Source organism: Loigolactobacillus coryniformis subsp. coryniformis KCTC 3167 = DSM 20001 (assembly GCF_002706425.1).
In the GTDB taxonomy this organism is placed as follows: domain Bacteria; phylum Bacillota; class Bacilli; order Lactobacillales; family Lactobacillaceae; genus Loigolactobacillus; species Loigolactobacillus coryniformis.
The window spans coordinates 1,693,262-1,712,798 of record NZ_CP017713.1 but is presented as its reverse complement, the minus strand read 5'-3'; the positions used below and the strand labels follow the sequence as shown (position 1 = coordinate 1,712,798).

Here is a 19,537-nt window from a genome sequence, read left to right as displayed (position 1 = left end):
CAATACTTTTCTTTCAAGTAAATTTGCTTGACAGGGTAAAATTGAGGTAGGTGAACGCCAAAAATTTAGCTTAAAAAGCAGTATTTAAATCGATTCAGCAAAAGTAGCTAAACACTGAATACTTAAGTGTTTAGCTACTTTTGCGTGTGCAGAACGGCCAAAATCGCGTGGTTGCCAATTGTTTAAGTCGGTCATTGTGTCAGCGGTGAACAATAACTGACCGAAAGCAACTTGCCTGAATTGCGCGCAAGCTGCTAGTGCAGCGCACTCCATTTCAACAACGGTGTAACCAGCTTGCGTGCGCTGCTGGACCAATTGTTGTGTCTCACGAAAATAGCCGTCAGTCGTCCAAGTCTTAACAAATTGTGGCGTTAATTGTTGGGCTTGAATCACCTGTGCTAATTGGTTGTACCTGCCCATGAAATTTGAAAAATTGGCGTTGTCGCCGCAACGGTTTCAATCACCGCGATTTGTTGACCATTGTGTGTGGTCACAAATTTATCGATCGTTTCTCGGGTTAAAAAAGCCAATAAAACTAATTGCGGGAAGTTTTTAAGTGCGGGTAGATCATGATCAGGATTTAAAAGCGCTTTTGGCGTGCGATCGTAATCTAAAAAAGGTAATTGGTCCATCAAAGTCGCCTCACTATATTTGAATTGCATTGCGCGCATGGTCGTAATCAGTCCACCCAAAATATGAACTAACTTAATGACTAAAACGAACGCTTCAATAACACTTAGGTATCATCTAGTTTATAACCTAATTAGTTATTTGCCTAGTGCAATATCAAAAATAGGTGTGCATCTATAACCGAATTTTTGGTTGAATCAATTTTTGCATCGTGCTGGTTGAGGCAATGCCGGATTGATCCTGATAATCTAGGCTGCACCAAAAGCTATCTTTTTTGTGTGGTGCGGTAAATAATAAGGTTTCTAATTGGGGATGCGTAAACTCAGTGGCGCAGGACCAAGTTTTTTTACCCAGTAATAATAAGGTGATCGTATCTTCTGGATGCTGGGCTAAAAAGTTGTGGATTTGTTCGCGGTCACTAGCCAGAGCAAAGTAAATATTTTGGCGTTTAAAATGCCGTAGTAATTGACCTGTGGTGAAATTACGTTCAATATGGCGTAACTTAGCTTCGATTTGCGGACGACCAAGTAAGAAGGCCATCAGTCGGCGATATGATTTTGTTTGTGGAGTCAGGGGTGTCGGAATAAAGGCGGCTGTATTAAATGGATAGTAAGCAATTTGGTCGCTTGCGGTATAATCAGCAGTAGGTTTGTATTTTTTATCGCCAACGATTATGGTTATAGTAGTCATAGCGGGCACCTCCGTTTACTTCTAGTGTACGGGGATAGGTTGATTATGCGCAATAAATACGCAAATCTACTGCTTAATTAGCGTTATCTAATGGAAGATAACTTTTCAATATTTTCAGGCTATGATAGAATGGCGTGTAGAAGTTTTTTTAAAACGTACCAATTTTGATACGCAGAGTGAAAATGAGCCAGATTTTTGCTGGCTGTGTGCGGCCGTCTAATGGTCCAAACAGCAACTGCAAAAGTTTTTGGAACAAAAATTAGCTACTATTGTGGAATAGAGGAGGTTCTTTTAATGGCTGTACACATTAAAACCCAATACGGTACAATCGATATTGCTAACGCAGTGATCGCCACAGTTGTCGGTGGTGCGGCGACTGACGTTTATGGCATCATCGGAATGGCAAGTAAAAATCAAATTCGTGATAACTTAAATGATATTTTACGTAAAGAAAATTATGCGCGCGGTGTTGTTGTGCGCCAAGAAGAAAATGGCGTGGCAATTGATGTTTATATTATTGTCGGCTACGGAACAAAAATTTCCGAAGTTTGCCGGAATGTACAATCAAAAGTAAAGTACAATTTAGAAACAATGCTTGGCGTTACCGCCAATTCGGTTAATGTTTTCGTACAAGGTGTACGAGTATTAGCTGACTAATTAAACTAAAATAAAGTCGTATAATGCGGATACGAATGTGTCCCGCTGGTTTTGTTTTGCGCTAAAAGCAGGCAAAACAGCAAGGAGGATAATTTTGGAAGTAACAGAAATAACGGCAGCAAAATTTCAAGATATGGTGCGCATCGGCGCGCATCGGCTGACCAAAAATGCTGAATTTGTCAATTCATTAAATGTTTTCCCTGTCCCTGACGGTGATACCGGAACGAATATGGGGCTATCTTTTGGTAGTGGTGCTAAAGCGGTCAACGAATCTAATGCCACTAATGTTGGTGAATTAGCACAGTCACTGGCTAAAGGATTATTGATGGGTGCCCGCGGTAATTCCGGGGTGATCACTTCACAATTATTCCGTGGTTTTGCTAGTAGTGTAGCTGGTAAAGAAGCACTGACGGCTCAAGATCTAACTGCAGCGTTGATGAGCGGTGTAGAAACGGCCTATAAGGCAGTGATGAAACCCGTTGAAGGTACGATCTTAACGGTTGCCCGTGAGGCGGCGCGTGCTGCTAATAAGCAAAGTAAAGAAACAACTGACGCCGTCGTTATTTTACAAGCCGTTGTTGCGGCTGCTAAAAAAGCGTTGGCAAAAACGCCTGATTTGTTACCCGTTTTAAAAGAAGTGGGTGTCGTTGATTCTGGTGGTCAAGGACTAGTTTTCATTTATGAAGGCTTTTTAGAAGGTCTTTCTGGTGAAGTGGTTGACGATGATACTTATCAGCCAGATGGTTCTGAAATGGACGAGATGGTTAATGCCATGCATCATCAAAGTGTCCAAAGCCAAATTGCCACGGAAGACATTACTTTCGGTTATTGTACAGAAATGATGGTCGGGTTAGGCCAAGATGGTGCAACGGCTAAATTTGACTATGAAGAATTCCGTAATCATTTAGATGGTTTAGGTGATTCATTACTAGTGGTCAATGATGATGAAGTGGTCAAAGTCCATGTGCATACGGAACATCCGGGCACGGTTTTAGCCTATGGCCATGAATATGGTTCGATGTTGAAGATCAAGATCGATAATATGCGGTTACAACATGAAACCATTCTAGAACAAGATCAAGCTAACGAAGCTGAAGCTCAAGAACCGATTGATTTTGGCATTATCGCGATTGCTTCTGGTAAAGGTGTCGGGACATTGTTCAAGAGTTTAGGCGCTACAACGATCTTAAATGGTGGGCAAACAATGAATCCAAGTACACAAGATATTTTGGATGCGATCAAGTCAGCTAATGCCAAGCAAGCCTTAATTTTACCGAACAACGGTAACATTATTTTGGCCGCACAAGAAGCAGCAAAAGTGGCTGATATCCCAGTAGCAATCGTGCCAAGTAAAACGATCTCCCAAGGGATGACGTCATTACTTTCATTTAATCCAGATAACTCATTGGCTGATAATGAGGCGCAGATGACGGCTGGCTTGAAGGATGTTATTAGCGGTCAAGTGACACAATCAATCCGTGATACAACCATTGATGGTTTAGCAATCAAGAAGGACGATTACATGGGGATCATCGATGGTAAGATCAAGGTGACGGCATCTGAGCGGCAAACAGCGACAGTCGATATGATCAAAGCGATGCTTGATGATGATAGTGAGATCGTGACGATTTTGATCGGCGAAGGTGGAACTCGCCAAGAAGCCCAAGCGATTGCCGATGCAGTCATGGCAATTGATGATGAATTAGAAGTTGAATTACATGATGGCGGTCAGCCAGTTTATCCATATCTGGTTTCCGTTGAATAGTGTGAATAGTGTGACCCAGGCAAGCTGAGGTAGGTGCCTCAGCTTGTTTAGTATGGTGAATTTGGTCAGAATAAAGGTGGTGGTCTGACATGACCAGTAAAAGTTTACTTGATCCGGTGGCGGTGTTACCAGGGGTTGGTCCTAAAAAAGTCCAAGCGCTACATGAATTAAAAATTAATACGATCAACGACTTGCTGCATTATTTTCCCTTTCGCTATGAAGATCTAAAGGTTAAGTCATTGGATGAAGTGATCGATCAAGAAAAAGTAACCTTGAAGGGGGTCGTTGTCGGGCCGCCAGTTGTCAGTCGCTTTGGCCGCGGCAAAAATCGGCTCAATGTTCGGCTCTTGATTGATCAAGCTGTGATCATGGTGACCTTTTTTAACCAACCATGGTTGAAAGATAAGTTTGAAACCGGTGCAGAAGTTGCAGTTTATGGTAAATGGGATGCTAAGCGTAAAAGCATGACCGGAATGAAAGTTCTTGCCATCAAGAATGATACTAGCCCAGAATTTGCATCAATTTATAGCGCATCGAAAAGTATTCGCCAAACGACATTGGTCAAGCTGATTCGAACTGCTTATGATGCCTATGCGGATCTGATCGTCAATATTTTACCGCAAGCCTTGATCGACAAATACCGATTGGTGACGGAGCGGCAAGTAATCCATGGCATGCATTTCCCTAAGACGCAAACTGAAGCTAATGCGGCTCGTCGTACAGCTATTTTTGAGGAATTTTTCTTATTTCAAATGGCGATCCAGTTACTGAAAAAGCGTGAACAAGCGCCAGAACAAGGGTTAGCGTTACACTACGATAATCAAAAATTACGCGCCTTTATTCAAACCTTGCCGTTTGAGTTGACCAAAGCGCAAAAAAGAGTTGTCAATGAAATTTGTCGTGATTTAAAAAGCCCGCGGCACATGAATCGATTGCTGCAAGGTGATGTTGGTAGTGGTAAAACGATCGTTGCGGCCTTAGTCATGTATGCTGCAGTTACAGCTGGTTATCAAGCAGCGCTGATGGCGCCAACCGAAATTCTGGCGGAACAGCACTATAAGAACTTACAGCGGCTGTTTGCTGATTTTGATGTCCAAGTAGCTTTATTAACGGGTTCAATCAAAGGCAAAGCGCGACAAGCAATCCTCAGCGATTTGGCTGCTGGTAAGATCGACTTGATCATCGGTACACACGCGTTGATCCAGGATGGCGTTGACTTTGCCAAATTAGGTTTGGCGATTACTGATGAACAACATCGTTTTGGGGTCAATCAGCGCCGTGTTTTGCGTGAAAAAGGCTATCGGCCGGATATTTTAGCAATGACGGCAACACCAATTCCACGGACGCTAGCAATCACCGCATTTGGCGAAATGGATGTCTCAACCATCGATGAATTACCGGCTGGCCGAATCCCAATCAAAACAAGTTGGATCCGGGGTAACCAAGTGGCCAATGCGTTAAGCTTTATTCAAAAAGAATTAGCTAAAGGCCGCCAAGCTTACGTGGTCACGCCGTTGATTGAGGAATCAGAGAGTATGGACTTGAAAAATGCTCAAGCCGTCTTTGCGAAAATGCAGGCAGCTTTTGCGCCGACTTATCAGGTTGGCTTGCTTCATGGTCAGCTGAAAAATGAAGATAAAGATCAAATTATGCAGGCGTTTAAAGCCAACGAGTTTCAAGTCTTGGTGGCAACCACAGTGATCGAAGTCGGTGTGGATGTACCTAATGCCACCGCAATGCTGATTTTTGATGCCGATCGTTTTGGTTTATCCCAGTTGCACCAGCTGCGCGGACGGATTGGTCGGGGACAAGAAGCATCCTTTTGTATCCTAGTGGCCGATCCTAAAAATCAAAATGGTATTGAGCGAATGGAAACAATGGTGGCGACTACTGATGGTTTTCAGGTATCGCAAAAAGATCTGGAGTTGCGTGGCCCAGGGGATGTGCTCGGTGAAAAACAGTCAGGGATGCCTGAATTCAAAGTCGCTGATCCAGTAGCCGATTACCGCGCATTGGAAACGGCGCAGATCGAAGCACAAGAATTAGTGACGACTGGTGCCTGGCAACAACCAGAAAATCGGCCTTTAGCCAATTATTTAGCTCAGCAAGAGCAAAATTATCAGAATTTAGATTGAGTGAGGAAAGAGGAATCAGCCATGAAAATTGCAGTAGACGCAATGGGCGGCGATAATGGCCCAACAACGATCATTCCTGGTGTTGAGCGCGCCCGTGATCAGTTCCCCGATATTGAATTTTTACTTTATGGAGACGAAGCTAAAATTCGCGCTGAGATCAAAAATGATCAGCGCTTAACGATCGTTGCCACTAGTGAAGAGATTTTAGCTGACGAAGAGCCAGTTAAAGCAGTTCGACGCAAAAAAGATGCTTCGATGGTCGTTGCTGCCCATGCGGTTAAAGACGGTGAAGCGGATGCAATTTTCTCTGCTGGTAGTACTGGGGCGTTGTTAGCTGCAGGTTTATTTATCATTGGTCGAATCAAAGGTATTGATCGCCCAGGCTTAATGCCGACATTACCTGATTTTCGGACAGGTAGCCAATTTAATATTTTAGATATTGGTGCCAATGCCGATAGCAAACCAGAAAACTTGTATCAATTTGCGGTCCTAGGAAATTATTATGCCAAAAATATGCGGGGCATTGAACGGCCGCGGATCGCCTTGCTAAATAATGGGACTGAACCGGATAAGGGTGACTTGACACATAAAGCGGCTTACCAACTGATCGCGGCAGAAAAAGATTTTAATTTTATTGGTAATATCGAAGCGCGTGAACTTTTAAATGGTCGCGCCGATGTAGTCGTCACGGATGGCTTTACTGGTAATGCTGCATTGAAATCAATTGAAGGTACGGCTATTTCCATCTTACATTTATTGAAAGATAGCATCATGAATGGCGGCGTTAAAGCCAAGCTCGGTGGCGCTTTGCTAAAGGGTAGTTTAGGGACATTACGTGATAACTTTGACTATTCACGTTACGGTGGCGCTGTTTTACTTGGCTTGAAGGCACCAGTAGTCAAAACGCATGGTACAGCTAGTCCAGACGCCGTTTATTATACGATCAGCCAAATTCACGACATGGTTTCTAAGCAAGTAGTCGCAGATGTAGTTGATTATTTTAGCCGAAATGAACTCGCACGGCGCCCAGAAAAAAACGATTAAATTGGGCTAGACAATGGCGGTTAAAACCATTACACTACTATTTGAACCTTGAAATCGACTACTAGTGAAGAAAAGTGTGCGGTCAGATTCACTGAATGTGTATTTGTGAATCGATACAACAGGCTAATTTTTACCAGTGATCTACATTTGAAGCGTTGTTAGTAAAAATAAGCAGCGACGAATTTGATTTGTCCGGCGCAAAACTATTGGTCAGCGTGTTGACCAAGCAAGGGGGGATTAGATGTCTGAGCAAGAGATCTACGATAAGATCGCACAATTGATTGAAGAACGGTTTGAATTATCAGCTGACAAAGTTAGTCAGTCACTTGATTTTAAGAAAGATTTAAACGCTGATTCGATCGACATTGTCGAATTTATCTTGGAATTGGAAGATACATTCGGTGCTGAGATTTCGGATGAAGATGCAGAAAAATTAGCGACAGTGGGCGACGCAGTCACTTACATCAAAAACCATCAATAAATAAGCGAGTGAGTTGGCGTTATTCAGACGAATAATGTTAACTCATTTTTTGTTGTTGGCGCCTATTTTTGACACAATATATAGTAACTGACTAAGCGCTAGTCTTTTCCTAGGAAAACCTGTATAATACGCTGGTGTGATTAAAGCAAGTTTTATTAGAAGTGCTGCCTAATATTGACGTGTCGTGTGGTAAATTTTAGGCAGTATCATTTGTAAGTGACATTAAAAATTACTAGTGAATGCTGCTAGTAATCGACCTTAATTGTTTTGTAGTAGAAAGGGGCTCAGTTGTGGAGCAAGTATTTTTAAATGAGTTACGTGACCGTTTTGGCATTGAGTATCAGAATGTCGATTTATTATCTGAAGCGTTCACGCAGTCCTCATACGTTAATGAACACCCAAACTTAAAGTTGCAAGATTATCAGCGCATTGAATTTCTTGGTGATGCGGTGATGGAGTTGACCGTATCTGAATATTTATATGCCAAGTACCCAAATTATCCTGAAGGTAAATTGACCCGATTACGGGCGGCAATTGTCTGTGAGGATAGTTTTAGTGCTTTTGCGCGTGAATGCCATTTTGACCGATACATTAAGCTCGGTAAAGGTGAAGAAAAAAATGGGGCGCGTGATCGTAATTCATTACTTTGCGATATTTTTGAAAGTTTTGTCGGTTCCTTGTACTTAGATCAAGGTAAGGAAGCGGTACAACGTTTTGTGGCGCAGGTCGTCTTTCCTAAAGTTGAACAAGGTGCTTTTTCCTACGTCATGGATCACAAAACCAATTTACAAGAATTTTTGCAAAAAGATGGTGAAGTTGAGATCAGCTATCCATTGGTTGCTGAAGCTGGCCCGGCTAACGATGCGCAATTTACCGTCCAAGTCGTCGCTCGTGGCGAAGTCTTAGGTCAAGGCACTGGCCACACGAAAAAAGCCGCTGAACAAGCAGCAGCTGAAGTGGCGTTACGTAAATTACAAGATTAAGGCTGGTATAGATAAGGCTGATGCGAATGAAATAGCATCATTCAGCAGGATAAAACACCTTAATTGTGGAATAGGGCCATGTTTCAACTTGGCGATATTTGCCTTAGTTGAATGGACACTGTCGCTCGTTTTTGCCAACACCAAATTGGCCAGCATTTGGTATTGAGCATATTCGTGAAACAGAGCTGACTTGTCGATGTCGATTGGACTAAAGCCGCAACTCGGCTAAGTCCAAGTCGCACTGTCTGAAACATCAATATTTATCAGTGCTTTTTGCTGATAAAACACCTTAATTGTGGAATAGGAGCTTACCGGTGTGCAACTTAAAACGTTAGAAATTAATGGCTTCAAGTCCTTCGCCGATAAAACCGTGATCCAATTTGATCATGGTATCACGGGGATCGTTGGTCCTAATGGTAGTGGTAAAAGTAATATTACAGAAGCGATTCGCTGGGCACTGGGTGAACAATCAGCCAAGAGCCTTCGCGGTGGTAAAATGCCTGATATTATTTTTGCTGGTTCCAGTGAACGTAAACCATTAAACCGTGCTGAAGTCACGTTGACTTTCGATAATTCTGATCATCAATTAAAGTCAGATTATGATGAGGTCAGCGTGACTCGGATTCTATATCGGGATGGCACTTCTGCCTTTTATTTAAATCAAAAAAGTTGTCGCTTAAAGGATATCGTTAATTTATTCATGGATTCTGGCCTGGGGCGAGAATCCTTTTCCATTATTTCACAGGGAAAAATTGCGGCAATTTTTAATAGTAAACCAGAGGACCGCCGCGGCATTATTGAAGAAGCCGCTGGCGTGGTCAAATATAAGCAACGTAAAAAAGAAGCGGATAGTCAACTAAGCGCCACGGCCGATAATTTACATCGGGTTTCCGACATTATCGCCGAATTAGCTCAGCAGGTCGAGCCATTAAAAGAACAAAGTAGCTTGGCCAAAGATTATCTACAGCAAAAAAAGCAACTTGATCAGATCACTAAAACCTTATTAGTCCGTCAGATCGAGTCACGAGCTGCGGCCAAGAAAGAACAGCAGCAGGCACTAAAAACTGCTCAAGAAAATGTGATCTTGGCTCGACGGAACCAAACTGACTTTCAGACTAAAGTGACTGCCCAAAAAGAGCAACAGCAAAAGAACACGCAACGACTGGATATTTTGCAGCAGGATCAACTGCGAATCACCAAACAACAAGCAGAATTATCGGGTCAGGCCGAGTTAGCTGGCGAACGGCGGCGGGTTGCTCAAGATAAATTAGCTGATTTAACGGCTGAACTGAAAACGCAGCAACAGCAATTAGCTGAATTGCAGCAGGTTTTAACCACTGAAAAAACAGCGTTACAACAAGCTGACGCTGACTTAAAACAAAAACAACAATTGGTGCAAAACTATACGCAGGCGCAGCAGGTCGATGAAGCCACGATCAAGCGTAAGGTGGAAGCACTACGGCAGCAGTATATTGATCAACTACAGCAGCAAACAACTTTGCACAATGAAGCTGCCTATTTGGCGCGGGAACAGCAGCAGACTAAAGTGCGCGATGAGAAGCAACAAGCAGAACAAGCGGCCTTAGCGCAGCAAACAGCTGAGTTAGCGGCACAAGTCAAAACGGCTGAAAAAACCGCAACTCAACTGAAAAAACAGCGGACCCAACAGCAGCAACAGCAACAGCAGTTAACGACACAGGTTCAGCATGATCAGCAGCAATATGATCAACAGCAGCAACAGTGGTATCAGGCTTTAGCTATCATGCAAAAGGTTGAAGCCAAACAAGCCAGTTTAGCTGAAATGAAAGAGGATTATAGTGGCTTTTATGCAGGCGTGCGCAGTATTTTACAGCACAAGACACAGCTAACCGGTGTGATCGGTGCGGTGGCTGAATTATTGACGGTGCCAGCGAAATACAATCAAGCGTTGGAAGCTATTTTAGGTGGCCAACTACAGGCAGTCGTGGTTAGTGATGAGGCAGCGGGTAAGCGCAGTATCAATTATTTGAAACAACAGCACTTAGGTCGGGCCACCTTTTTACCGTTATCGGTGATGCAGCCGCAGCAATTGAATAGTACTCAAATGCAGCAAATTGCGCAGCAGCCTGGCTTTATTGGCGTAGCAGCTGATTTGGTTAAATTCGCGCCAGAGCACGCTAACGTAATGCGCCATTTATTAGGCCGCATCGTGATTGCTACTGATTTAACGGCGGCAATCAAGTTAGCGGCGCTACTACAGCATCGTGTGCGCATCGTTACGCTAGAAGGTGACATTCTCAACCCTGGTGGTGCCATGACTGGTGGCGGCCGCACCAAACAAAATGGCCTATTAGCGCGCGAACAAGAGCAACGTGACTTAACGGCACAATTAGCCAAAATGAAACAACAATTGGCAACTAAAGAGCAAGCACTGCAAGCCTTAAAGGCGCAGATCGAAGCTGCTAATCAACAGTTGTCCACCACTGATGAACAGCTGCAACAGCTGGCACGGCAAGAGCTGGAAAATCAAGCCATTTTGAAGGATCTAACGCGGCAACAAGCCCAGTTAGTCCGGCAGCAGCAAGCGGTCGCTTATACAAGTCAACAGCAAAATGATGCCACGGCTGATCAGCAGCAAAAATATCTGGCAAATCAGCAACAGGCTAAAAAAGTTGCCGCTACGATTGAGCAAATTCAGGCTGATCTAGCGGCGCAACAAGCGGCCTTAGCCAGTTGGCAAGAAAATCAGGCGGCAACTGCCAGTCAGCGACAACAGGCGCAAACCGACTTGGCTGTAGCCCAAGAACAACAAAAACAGCGACAACAGACTAACCGCGAGCATGTTGAGCAACAAAGTATTTTGCAAGCAGCAATGGTCAGAAACCAGCAGCAATGTGATCAATTGACGCAACGGCTTAACACGCAGACTAAGGATCATGCCAGTAACGCAGCTGATTTAAAACGTGCGGCCGAACAGTTGGCACAGATCGATGTTCAGATCAAAACGGTCAAAGAACAACGTGAAGTGCTAGCCGCTACGCTACAACAACAGGAACAGCAGTTGGCACATGCACAAGCGGTTTATCAGCAACAAACGGCAGCTCAACAGCGAATCGAAGCAACCTTAGCCAGTCTTAATGATAGTTTGAATCACGCTTTGACTCAGTTAGAAAGTGATTATAACCTGAGCTTCGAAGCCGCAAAACAAGCTGCTTTACCAACGGACGTAGCTGAATTACAGCAGCAACAAAAGTTACTTAAATTAGGTCTAGCCGATCTGGGTGAGGTCAATATTGGTGCGATTGCTGAATACGAACGGGTCAGTCAACGCTATGAATTCTTATTGGCCCAGCGGGAAGATCTATTAAGTGCCCGCGAACAATTGACAACGACAATGACTGAAATGGACCAGGAAGTTAGTCAACGGTTCAAGGCCACTTTTGAAGCAACTGCCAAAGCGTTTGCAACGATTTTTCCACAAATGTTTGGTGGTGGTCAGGCTAGCTTGAGTTTAACTGACCCAGCCAACCTTTTAACCACCGGCATTGAAATTACCGCGCAGCCACCGGGTAAGAAGCTGCAACAACTGAGCTTGTTATCTGGCGGTGAACGCGCATTGACAGCCATTACGCTGTTATTTGCCATCATTCATGTACGTCCAGTACCATTATGTATTTTGGATGAGGTCGAAGCGGCGTTAGACGAAGCTAACGTTGAGCGCTTTGGTCGCTTCCTACAGCGTTATGATCAGCAAACCCAGTTTGTTGTCATCACCCACCGTAAAGGTACAATGATGGCGATGGATGTATTGTTCGGCGTTGCCATGCAGGAATCAGGCGTATCGCATATGGTTTCGGTTGCGCTGGAAGATGTAAAAACGGAGGCACATGCATGAGTATTCAAATGATTGCTTTTGATCTTGATGGCACCTTGTTGAATGATCAGAAAACGTTGACGCCACTGACGGTGGCAACATTGCAACAATTGGCGCATCAAGATATTCAATTAGTCTTATGTACAGGGCGGCCGATCAACGCGATCTGGCCTTATTTAGCCCAACTAGAATTGACTGGGGCAAATAATTATGTGGTGACCTTTAATGGCGCCTTAGTCCAACAAGTCGCGAGCCGGCAAATTTTGGCGCAGCAAAGCTTGACTAAAGCTGCTTTGGCGCCACTAGTTGATTTTGCCCACACGGTCGCATGGCCACTGGATATTTTGGACTTTGAACAAGTGTATCCACTGACGGAACTGCCCACTTCACTATATCAGCAAATGAATCCTAAATTAAAATTTGTGCCGCAGACTTTTGCCGACTTGGCAGTTGATCTACAATATAGTAAGGCGGTCGTTGCCGCTGATCATGAATTATTGGTTTTAGGCCAACAACAATTACCAGCTACGTTCAGTACCGCGTTTAATATCGCTTCATCACGGGATAATTTATTGGAATTTAGTCCGAAAACAGTCACGAAAGCGACAGCGTTGGATGTATTGTTACAACGATTTGGTTGGCAGCGGGCCAATTTGATGGCGTTTGGCGATCAGCTAAACGATCTATCAATGTTGCAAGCGGCGGGGGTCGGCGTAGCGATGCAAAACGGCGTACCGGCAATCAAGGCAGCCGCTGATCAGATTACTAGCGTCGATAATGAGCATGACGGGGTCGCACGCTTTTTGCAGGACTATTTTAAGTTATAAAACGAGAGGTGTACAAATGGGATTATTTGATAAAATCAAGCAGGCGTTCACCGGCGGGGCTAAGCCGGAAGAAACGGCAGCGGAAGAAAAATACGATAAAGGCTTAGAGAAAAGTCGGAAAACATTTGGCGATCGCTTAAATGCGTTATTTGCTAATTTTCGGACCGTTGATGAAGATTTCTTTGATGATCTGGAGGAAACCTTGATCGGCGCCGATGTGGGCTATGAAATGGCGGTCAAGCTTAGCGATGAGTTACGCGATGAAGTGAAGCTACGTAACGCCAAAAGCCAGCAAGAAGTGGCGCAAACGATTGTTGAAAAGTTAGTCAATATTTACGAAGCCGAAGGTGCTGACGAAAATAATGAGATCAATTTTGCGCCGGAAGGACCAACCGTGATCTTGTTCGTCGGGGTCAACGGTGTTGGTAAAACGACCACCGTTGGTAAATTAGCCCATCAGTATAAAGAAGAAGGTAAAAAAGTGGTCTTGGCCGCTGCCGATACTTTCCGTGCTGGAGCGATCGAACAGTTGCAAGTCTGGGGCGAACGTGCGGGTGTGCCAGTGGTTGCTGGTAAGGCGCAAAGTGATCCGGCGGCAGTGGTTTATGATGCCGTGCAGAAGGCTAAACGTGATCATGACGATGTTTTATTGGTTGATACTGCCGGCCGCCTGCAAAATAAAGTAAACTTGATGAACGAGTTGGAAAAAATCAAGCGGGTGATTGCTCGGGAAATTCCTGATGCACCGCATGAAGTGTTGTTGGTGCTTGACTCAACGACCGGCCAAAATGCGCTGATTCAGGCTAAACAATTTAAAGAAACGACTGCGGTTAGCGGTATCGTGTTGACTAAATTGGATGGCACCGCTAAAGGCGGCATTGTGCTGGCGATTCGCAGTGAATTAAAGGTGCCGGTTAAATTAGTTGGCTTAGGCGAACAGATCAATGATCTACAACCATTTGATGCCAACGCCTTTGTCTACGGTCTGTTTAAAGATTTGATCCAAGATACAGATAAAACAGAATAATTAGGGTAACAAAAAAGTCTTAGTAAAGTGGTCTGTGCCATTTTACTGAGACTTTCTTGTTAGCTATTTATTTAGCTGCTTGTGGGGAACGAACGCGGCCAAGAAAGAATTGTGCCACGATCAAAACAACGTTGATCCAGTTGTTGATCATTAACCAACCAGTCTGGGGAACTTTGCTAGATGCGGAACCCAAAGCCCATTGAATAAAGCCGTTGTCGCCATAAGCCCAAACGACTAATAAGCCAGCAATCAATGCAAAAACATTGAGCAACATAAATGCCCATAAGTTACCGCGTTCGCCGTTGGCTAAATACTTGAGTGAAAAACCGACGTTCCAGATCAACCAAACGGCTAAAACTAGAACGGCGCCCCAATAAATAATAACAGGTACCATCATCATTACCTCCCTAAAGGTGGACTGCATCACACAGCCTGATTAATTTTATTCTAGCAGATTTTGACTGAAAAAGCAGTTAAAATTGTTAATGTTTACACATGAACAAAAAACGCCCGTAAGATAATTGATTTTATAGTGCGGTTAGGTTACGCTTAACAAGTATGCAGAAAATGAAACGGTGGACTTTAACATGGAAATTGAAAAAAATAATCGCGTCAATTCGCTGTTTGAATTTTATGCGCCGTTATTGACTAAAAAACAATATCATTACCTGCAGTTGTATTACGCGGACGACTATTCCTTAGGTGAAATTGCTGAAGAATTCAGTGTCAGTCGGCAGGCAGTTTATGATAATATAAAACGGACAGAAAAAATCCTGGAAGACTATGAACAGAAGTTACAACTGTATCGGAATTTTCAGGTACGTAACAACGCCACTGATCGCTTGCAAGCCTATGTACAGCAGCATTATGCCCAGGATCAGCAATTGATGCAATTGATCAGTGAATTAGAGCAAGACGAAGCAGATTAATTAAACAAAAAACAATTAGAGCCATGTTTCTTGCGGTGACCGAAACGGTTTGAGTTGAGGAAACGCAGTTGCGGACTGTGCAACTACGCCCTTTAACCTTTGCCACAAGAATGGACGTCGTCCGTAACATTAGAAACTTTTGATACAAAAATTATCCACTATTGTGGAGTAGAGGGTGAAATAAATGGCATTTGAGGGCTTAACTGAGCGTTTACAAAATGCAATGAGTAAATTACGGCGTAAAGGTAAGATCACGGAATCTGATGTCCGTGATGCAATGCGCGAGATCCGGCTAGCATTATTAGAAGCCGACGTTAACTTTGGCGTGGTCAAGGATTTCGTTAAAACGGTGCGCGAGCGGGCAATTGGGTCTGAAGTTTTAGAAAGCTTGACTCCAGCGCAACAGATCGTCAAGATCGTTGATGAAGAATTGACGAAGGTCATGGGTGAAGAGGCCGTTCCGTTAAATAAAGCACCACACATTCCGACGATCATCATGATGGTCGGGCTGCAAGGGGCTGGTAAAACGACGACAGCGGGTAAATTAGCTTACCGGTTAAAGGAAAATGAACACGGCCGGCCGTTATTCATCGCCGCCGACGTTTATCGGCCCGCCGCAATCGATCAGTTACAAGTCGTTGCGCAACAAGTCGGCGCCCCCGTTTTCCAATTAGGGACTGACGTTGATCCGCGCGAGATCGTGCGTCAAGGGTTAGCTCAGGCCGCCGAAAATAAAAATGACTATGTGATCATTGATACCGCCGGTCGGTTACAGATCGATGAAAAGTTGATGCAAGAACTTGCTGATATCAAGGAACTCGCGCAGCCTAACGAAATTTTGCTGACGGTCGATGCCATGACCGGGCAAAATGCCGTTAACGTTGCCGAAAGTTTTAATCAGCAATTAGATATCACCGGGGTCGTCTTAACTAAATTAGACGGCGATACGCGTGGTGGGGCGGCATTATCGATTCGTGCCGTCACCGGTAAGCCAATTAAGTTCACCGGCCAGGGCGAAAAGCTAACTGATTTGGATGTTTTCCATCCAGATCGTATGGCTGATCGGATTCTCGGCATGGGTGATATGCTGACCTTGATCGAAAAAGCACAAACTGATTATGACGAGAAAAAGGCCAACGAGTTGGCCGAAAAAATGCAGGAGAACACCTTTGATTTTAATGACTTCATCGATCAACTTGATCAAGTTCAAAAAATGGGTGGTATCCAAGACATTTTGAAAATGATGCCAGGGATGAACAACGTACCCGGCCTAGATAAGATCCAAATGGGACCGAAAGAAATGGGGCACATGAAGGCAGTCGTTTATTCAATGACGCCAAGTGAACGCACCAACCCGGATTTATTGAATCCAAGTCGGCGGCGGCGGATCGCCGCTGGTGCTGGCCGGCCGATCCAAGAAGTCAACCGTATGATCAAGCAATTTAAAGAATCGCGGAAAATGATGAGCAAAATGTCCAATGGGAACTTTGCGGGGATGGATCAGATGTTTGGCCAAGGTATCTCGGGTCGTTTAGGCAAGATGGCTATGGGCTCCATGGTCCGTAAACAAAAGAAGCAAAAACAAAAACGGTTAAAGCAAGCACGGAAACGGCGTAAATAAAAGTCAAGTGTAACATAAGGTGTCCAGCTACTACTTCACAGTAGCAGTCGATTTTCCGGACGCTGACTATTTCTGTGGTAAAAATCATACCGCAGGAGACATAGCAAGGCGAAAACCGCTAGCAAGTGAAAAAGGTTGCCTTATGGCATACGTTTTAGCTATATTGTTCAGAAGTAAAACGAAGGAGTTGGACATAAATTATGTCACAACTCCTTCGTTTCGTCTTCATCGATTGCATCACGCTGAATTTCTTCACGCTTTTCTTGGGTTTTACCTTCGGCATGGTGTTTAGCATCTTCCTTAGCTTTAGCCTGATCCTGTTCCTGTTGGCCTTTGGCTTCTAATTCGTCATTGTCGACCAATTTGCCCGTTGCCTCTTTGATTTTACCTTTTAACTTATCGAATTTACTATTCATGGACAAACCTCCTTTACCGGTGGTTCTGACTGATCTTTTCCTAATTTAATTATCGCAAGAAAGTGGTAATAGTGCGAGAAATATGCTAGTGAAAAAGCGGCTGATGAAAGTTTTGGGGTAGGTACGGAATATTTTAAAGTGAGCAAATTAATTTGACGACAAATTTAAAAACTAAGTCGTGAAAGTTCCAATTCGAGTAATCCCTTAGTCCACCAAGCTTTACAGCCTGAAAATTAACCTTCAACTATTGCTCATGCTCAGCGTGATCAGCGCCGAAGTTTGAATCGATAAGCCATTTAAAAATTGGTCAATCAGTGTCTTGATCTGCGCAGTCATTTTTGCAGGTGATTTAGTCACCTTTAGGTTAGTCAACTCACCTAGTAACTGGCCGATTGCAGTCGCCAGATCAATGATCGGCAGTAAGGTATCCAATTGATAGAAAATATCGCCAATCGTTGGGTCGCCTGGTTGGCGCCGCTGTTGCCAAGCCAACAGATCATAGGTCATCATGGTCACAGCCATATGCGCACAAAGCCCGTCATAATCCTGGATCTGAGTCTGATCAAGGCGTAAATATTGTTTGGCGGCCTTAAAATAGTTCTCAATCTGCCAACGGCGACTATAAAGTTGAATGATCGCTGCCGGGGTCAGATTGGTTTTTGTGGTCGCTAACACCAGGTAGTCGTTGGCGCAATGGCGTTTAGCGACAAAAACTAAGCGTAACGGTAACTTTGCGGTAGCGGTCTGAACCACGCAACTATATAAATAGTCGGCTCGTGGTTGACGATGCGACTGACGTAAGTACTGATAGAGCGTTTTGACGGTGTATTGGCGGCCACGATAGCGGTAATAGATCTTCTTGGTCCGTTTAAGCATGCCAATACCGATCAACTTTTGGTCGTTTAACGCCGCAAACATTTTAGGCGAGGTAAACCAACTATCGAATAGCACATATTTAGCTTTGAGCCCATTTGCCCGCGCTTGCTTGATCAGTTCTAGTGCGACCGCTGGCATTGGCCGCATCGCTTGGGCCCGCCGTTGTCCGGCTAAGGTGCGTTGATCTAAAGTTTTAGCTGGTGTGCCCACCCGATTACGTGCTTTCTGTGACGACAAAACTGCCGTCGTGACTGGCAACACGAGCTGGCCGTTACTCCAAGCCAAGGTCAAACCACGGTAACCTTTTAAGTAGCGTTGCCGATCATGATCGAAGGTGTTGGCTAAAAGCTCGGTTTGTTTCGCATTCAGTCGTGAGATCAGGGTGTCATCAATGATCAGCGCACCACTTTTGCGAGCGTCGAGCCACTGTGCTAGGCCAGTAATCACCCGTTGTGCCAATAAACAACTAAGCCGTTGCCAATTGATCCGACCGTCATTCAAGATATTGTAGACCGTGCGTTTGGTACACATGCCTGGTGCTTCTGCTCGGTAAAGTGTCCGCCGCTGGAAAATAACCTTGAGTAACCAAATCAAGATTGCAGTTAGTGAAACGTTAGAATGGCGGTGATCATTGAGCAAGCGGACCAAAGCTGGTAGGTGCGCCAAGGCACAAAATTGGGTAATTATTTTAAAACTTGATTTTTCAATTTTATTTTGCGGTATACTAGCCATAGCACAAGCACTCCTTTGTATCGTGGTTTAGACGACTCAAGTATACTTCAAGGAGCTGCTTGTGTTTAATTTTGGGCTAAAATAACTTAGTGCAATCAGGGTTTAGCTGGGTTTTGAACTTTCACGGTTTAGTTTAAAAAGATTTACTTAGTTTGACACGAAATACAGTGGTTTAACTGTTGATTATGATCATAAACGCGATAAGATAGGCATTTTATCGTGTAAAGAAAAAACACTTTACAACGCTGCAAATAACTGGTATATTTATTAGCGTTGAATAAGTTAAGGAGGTGCAGAAATGGCAGTTAAAATTCGTTTAAAGCGGATGGGTTCTAAGAAGCGCCCATTCTACCGTATCGTTGTGGCAGATTCACGTTCACCTCGTGATGGCCGTTTCATCGAAACAGTCGGCACATATAACCCATTAGTTAATCCCGCCGAAGTTAAATTAGAAGAAGAAACAATCCTTGATTGGTTACAAAAAGGTGCGCAACCTTCTGATACAGTACGGAACATTTTATCCAATCATGGCATTATGCAAAAATTGCACGAAGCAAAATTTGCTAAGAAATAGGGATTAAATGATGACAGATGTGAAAGAACTGATTATTACGATTGTTCAACCACTCGTCACCTATCCTGATGACATTAAGGTTACTGTTCACGAAACAGAACGGTTTCACGAATATGATCTCCATGTCAACCATGAAGATATTGGTCGCATCATTGGTAAACAAGGTCGTGTGGCACAGGCGATTCGAACAATCGTTTATAGTGTGAAAGTACCGGGTAACAAACGGGTGCGTCTCAACATTATTGAATAAAACAGCTAAACGCCTCAATAAGACAGTGATGTTTTATGAGGTGTTTT

General features: G+C 44.0%; 19 protein-coding genes. 13 read left to right on the top strand and 6 right to left on the bottom strand.

Features of this window, described 5'->3' with window-relative positions; all coding sequences use genetic code 11:
• Positions 1 to 84: 84 nt before the first annotated feature.
• The 3 genes from LC20001_RS08365 to LC20001_RS08355 all read right to left on the bottom strand — a co-directional run bounded on the left by LC20001_RS08365 (position 85) and on the right by LC20001_RS08355 (position 1,320).
• Entirely contained in the window at positions 85 to 420 is a 336-nt protein-coding gene (locus LC20001_RS08365; RefSeq protein WP_029507564.1) for a phosphorylase family protein, read from the bottom strand.
• A complete protein-coding gene (locus LC20001_RS08360) occupies positions 399 to 632 on the bottom strand; it encodes a hypothetical protein (protein ID WP_225351653.1) in 234 nt (77 codons plus the stop codon). Before LC20001_RS08360 ends, LC20001_RS08365 begins: the two co-directional genes overlap by 22 nt.
• A 172-nt stretch (positions 633 to 804) precedes the next feature.
• Entirely contained in the window at positions 805 to 1,320 is a 516-nt protein-coding gene (locus LC20001_RS08355) for a hypothetical protein (RefSeq protein ID WP_010011086.1), read from the bottom strand.
• A gap of 294 nt (positions 1,321 to 1,614) precedes the next feature.
• Between LC20001_RS08355 and LC20001_RS08350 the strand changes: the two genes are divergently transcribed.
• From LC20001_RS08350 to ftsY, 9 genes are all read left to right on the top strand, one after another.
• Positions 1,615 to 1,977, top strand: coding sequence for an Asp23/Gls24 family envelope stress response protein (locus tag LC20001_RS08350; RefSeq protein ID WP_003677264.1), 363 nt, complete (start codon positions 1,615 to 1,617; stop codon positions 1,975 to 1,977).
• 94 nt (positions 1,978 to 2,071) lie between these two features.
• Positions 2,072 to 3,742 carry a DAK2 domain-containing protein gene (locus LC20001_RS08345; protein WP_003677262.1) on the top strand — a complete coding sequence of 557 codons (1,671 nt, stop codon included), beginning with the start codon at positions 2,072 to 2,074 and terminating at the stop codon, positions 3,740 to 3,742.
• A gap of 89 nt (positions 3,743 to 3,831) precedes the next feature.
• Complete coding sequence (recG, locus tag LC20001_RS08340; protein WP_010011087.1) at positions 3,832 to 5,877, top strand: ATP-dependent DNA helicase RecG; 2,046 nt, start codon at positions 3,832 to 3,834, stop codon at positions 5,875 to 5,877.
• 21 nt (positions 5,878 to 5,898) lie between these two features.
• The gene (gene plsX, locus LC20001_RS08335; protein WP_003677258.1) at positions 5,899 to 6,921 is read left to right on the top strand and encodes a phosphate acyltransferase PlsX; all 1,023 of its coding nucleotides are present in this window, start codon (positions 5,899 to 5,901) and stop codon (positions 6,919 to 6,921) included.
• Positions 6,922 to 7,162: 241 nt separating this feature from the next.
• Entirely contained in the window at positions 7,163 to 7,402 is a 240-nt protein-coding gene (gene acpP, locus LC20001_RS08330; RefSeq protein ID WP_010011089.1) for an acyl carrier protein, read from the top strand.
• A 290-nt stretch (positions 7,403 to 7,692) separates the two neighbouring features.
• Entirely contained in the window at positions 7,693 to 8,385 is a 693-nt protein-coding gene (gene rnc / locus LC20001_RS08325; protein ID WP_003677256.1) for a ribonuclease III, read from the top strand.
• Positions 8,386 to 8,701: 316 nt separating this feature from the next.
• Positions 8,702 to 12,259 carry a chromosome segregation protein SMC gene (smc, locus tag LC20001_RS08320; protein ID WP_010011090.1) on the top strand — a complete coding sequence of 1,186 codons (3,558 nt, stop codon included), beginning with the start codon at positions 8,702 to 8,704 and terminating at the stop codon, positions 12,257 to 12,259.
• Positions 12,256 to 13,065, top strand: coding sequence for a Cof-type HAD-IIB family hydrolase (locus tag LC20001_RS08315; RefSeq protein WP_010011091.1), 810 nt, complete (start codon positions 12,256 to 12,258; stop codon positions 13,063 to 13,065). The genes smc and LC20001_RS08315 overlap by 4 nt, the downstream gene beginning before the upstream one ends.
• Before the next feature lie 16 nt (positions 13,066 to 13,081).
• Entirely contained in the window at positions 13,082 to 14,092 is a 1,011-nt protein-coding gene (gene ftsY, locus LC20001_RS08310; RefSeq protein ID WP_003677251.1) for a signal recognition particle-docking protein FtsY, read from the top strand.
• Between the two features lie 67 nt (positions 14,093 to 14,159).
• Here ftsY and LC20001_RS08305 read toward each other — a convergent pair whose 3' ends face one another.
• Positions 14,160 to 14,486 carry a hypothetical protein gene (locus tag LC20001_RS08305; RefSeq protein WP_010011092.1) on the bottom strand — a complete coding sequence of 109 codons (327 nt, stop codon included), beginning with the start codon at positions 14,484 to 14,486 and terminating at the stop codon, positions 14,160 to 14,162.
• A 193-nt stretch (positions 14,487 to 14,679) separates the two neighbouring features.
• On the opposite strand from LC20001_RS08305, the gene LC20001_RS08300 reads away from it, so the two are divergent.
• Both LC20001_RS08300 and ffh read left to right on the top strand, forming a co-directional pair.
• Positions 14,680 to 15,021, top strand: a complete 342-nt coding sequence (locus tag LC20001_RS08300; protein ID WP_003677249.1) for a putative DNA-binding protein — start codon at positions 14,680 to 14,682, stop codon at positions 15,019 to 15,021.
• Between the two features lie 184 nt (positions 15,022 to 15,205).
• A complete protein-coding gene (gene ffh / locus LC20001_RS08295; RefSeq protein ID WP_003677247.1) occupies positions 15,206 to 16,642 on the top strand; it encodes a signal recognition particle protein in 1,437 nt (478 codons plus the stop codon).
• Positions 16,643 to 16,845: 203 nt separating this feature from the next.
• Here ffh and LC20001_RS08290 read toward each other — a convergent pair whose 3' ends face one another.
• Complete coding sequence (locus LC20001_RS08290; protein WP_010011093.1) at positions 16,846 to 17,058, bottom strand: CsbD family protein; 213 nt, start codon at positions 17,056 to 17,058, stop codon at positions 16,846 to 16,848.
• Positions 17,059 to 17,298: 240 nt separating this feature from the next.
• Entirely contained in the window at positions 17,299 to 18,666 is a 1,368-nt protein-coding gene (locus LC20001_RS08285) for an IS4 family transposase (protein WP_099235908.1), read from the bottom strand.
• A gap of 298 nt (positions 18,667 to 18,964) precedes the next feature.
• On the opposite strand from LC20001_RS08285, the gene rpsP reads away from it, so the two are divergent.
• Both rpsP and khpA read left to right on the top strand, forming a co-directional pair.
• Positions 18,965 to 19,240, top strand: a complete 276-nt coding sequence (gene rpsP, locus LC20001_RS08280; RefSeq protein WP_003680393.1) for a 30S ribosomal protein S16 — start codon at positions 18,965 to 18,967, stop codon at positions 19,238 to 19,240.
• Between the two features lie 10 nt (positions 19,241 to 19,250).
• Positions 19,251 to 19,490 carry an RNA-binding protein KhpA gene (khpA, locus tag LC20001_RS08275; protein WP_003680394.1) on the top strand — a complete coding sequence of 80 codons (240 nt, stop codon included), beginning with the start codon at positions 19,251 to 19,253 and terminating at the stop codon, positions 19,488 to 19,490.
• Positions 19,491 to 19,537 lie beyond the last annotated feature (47 nt).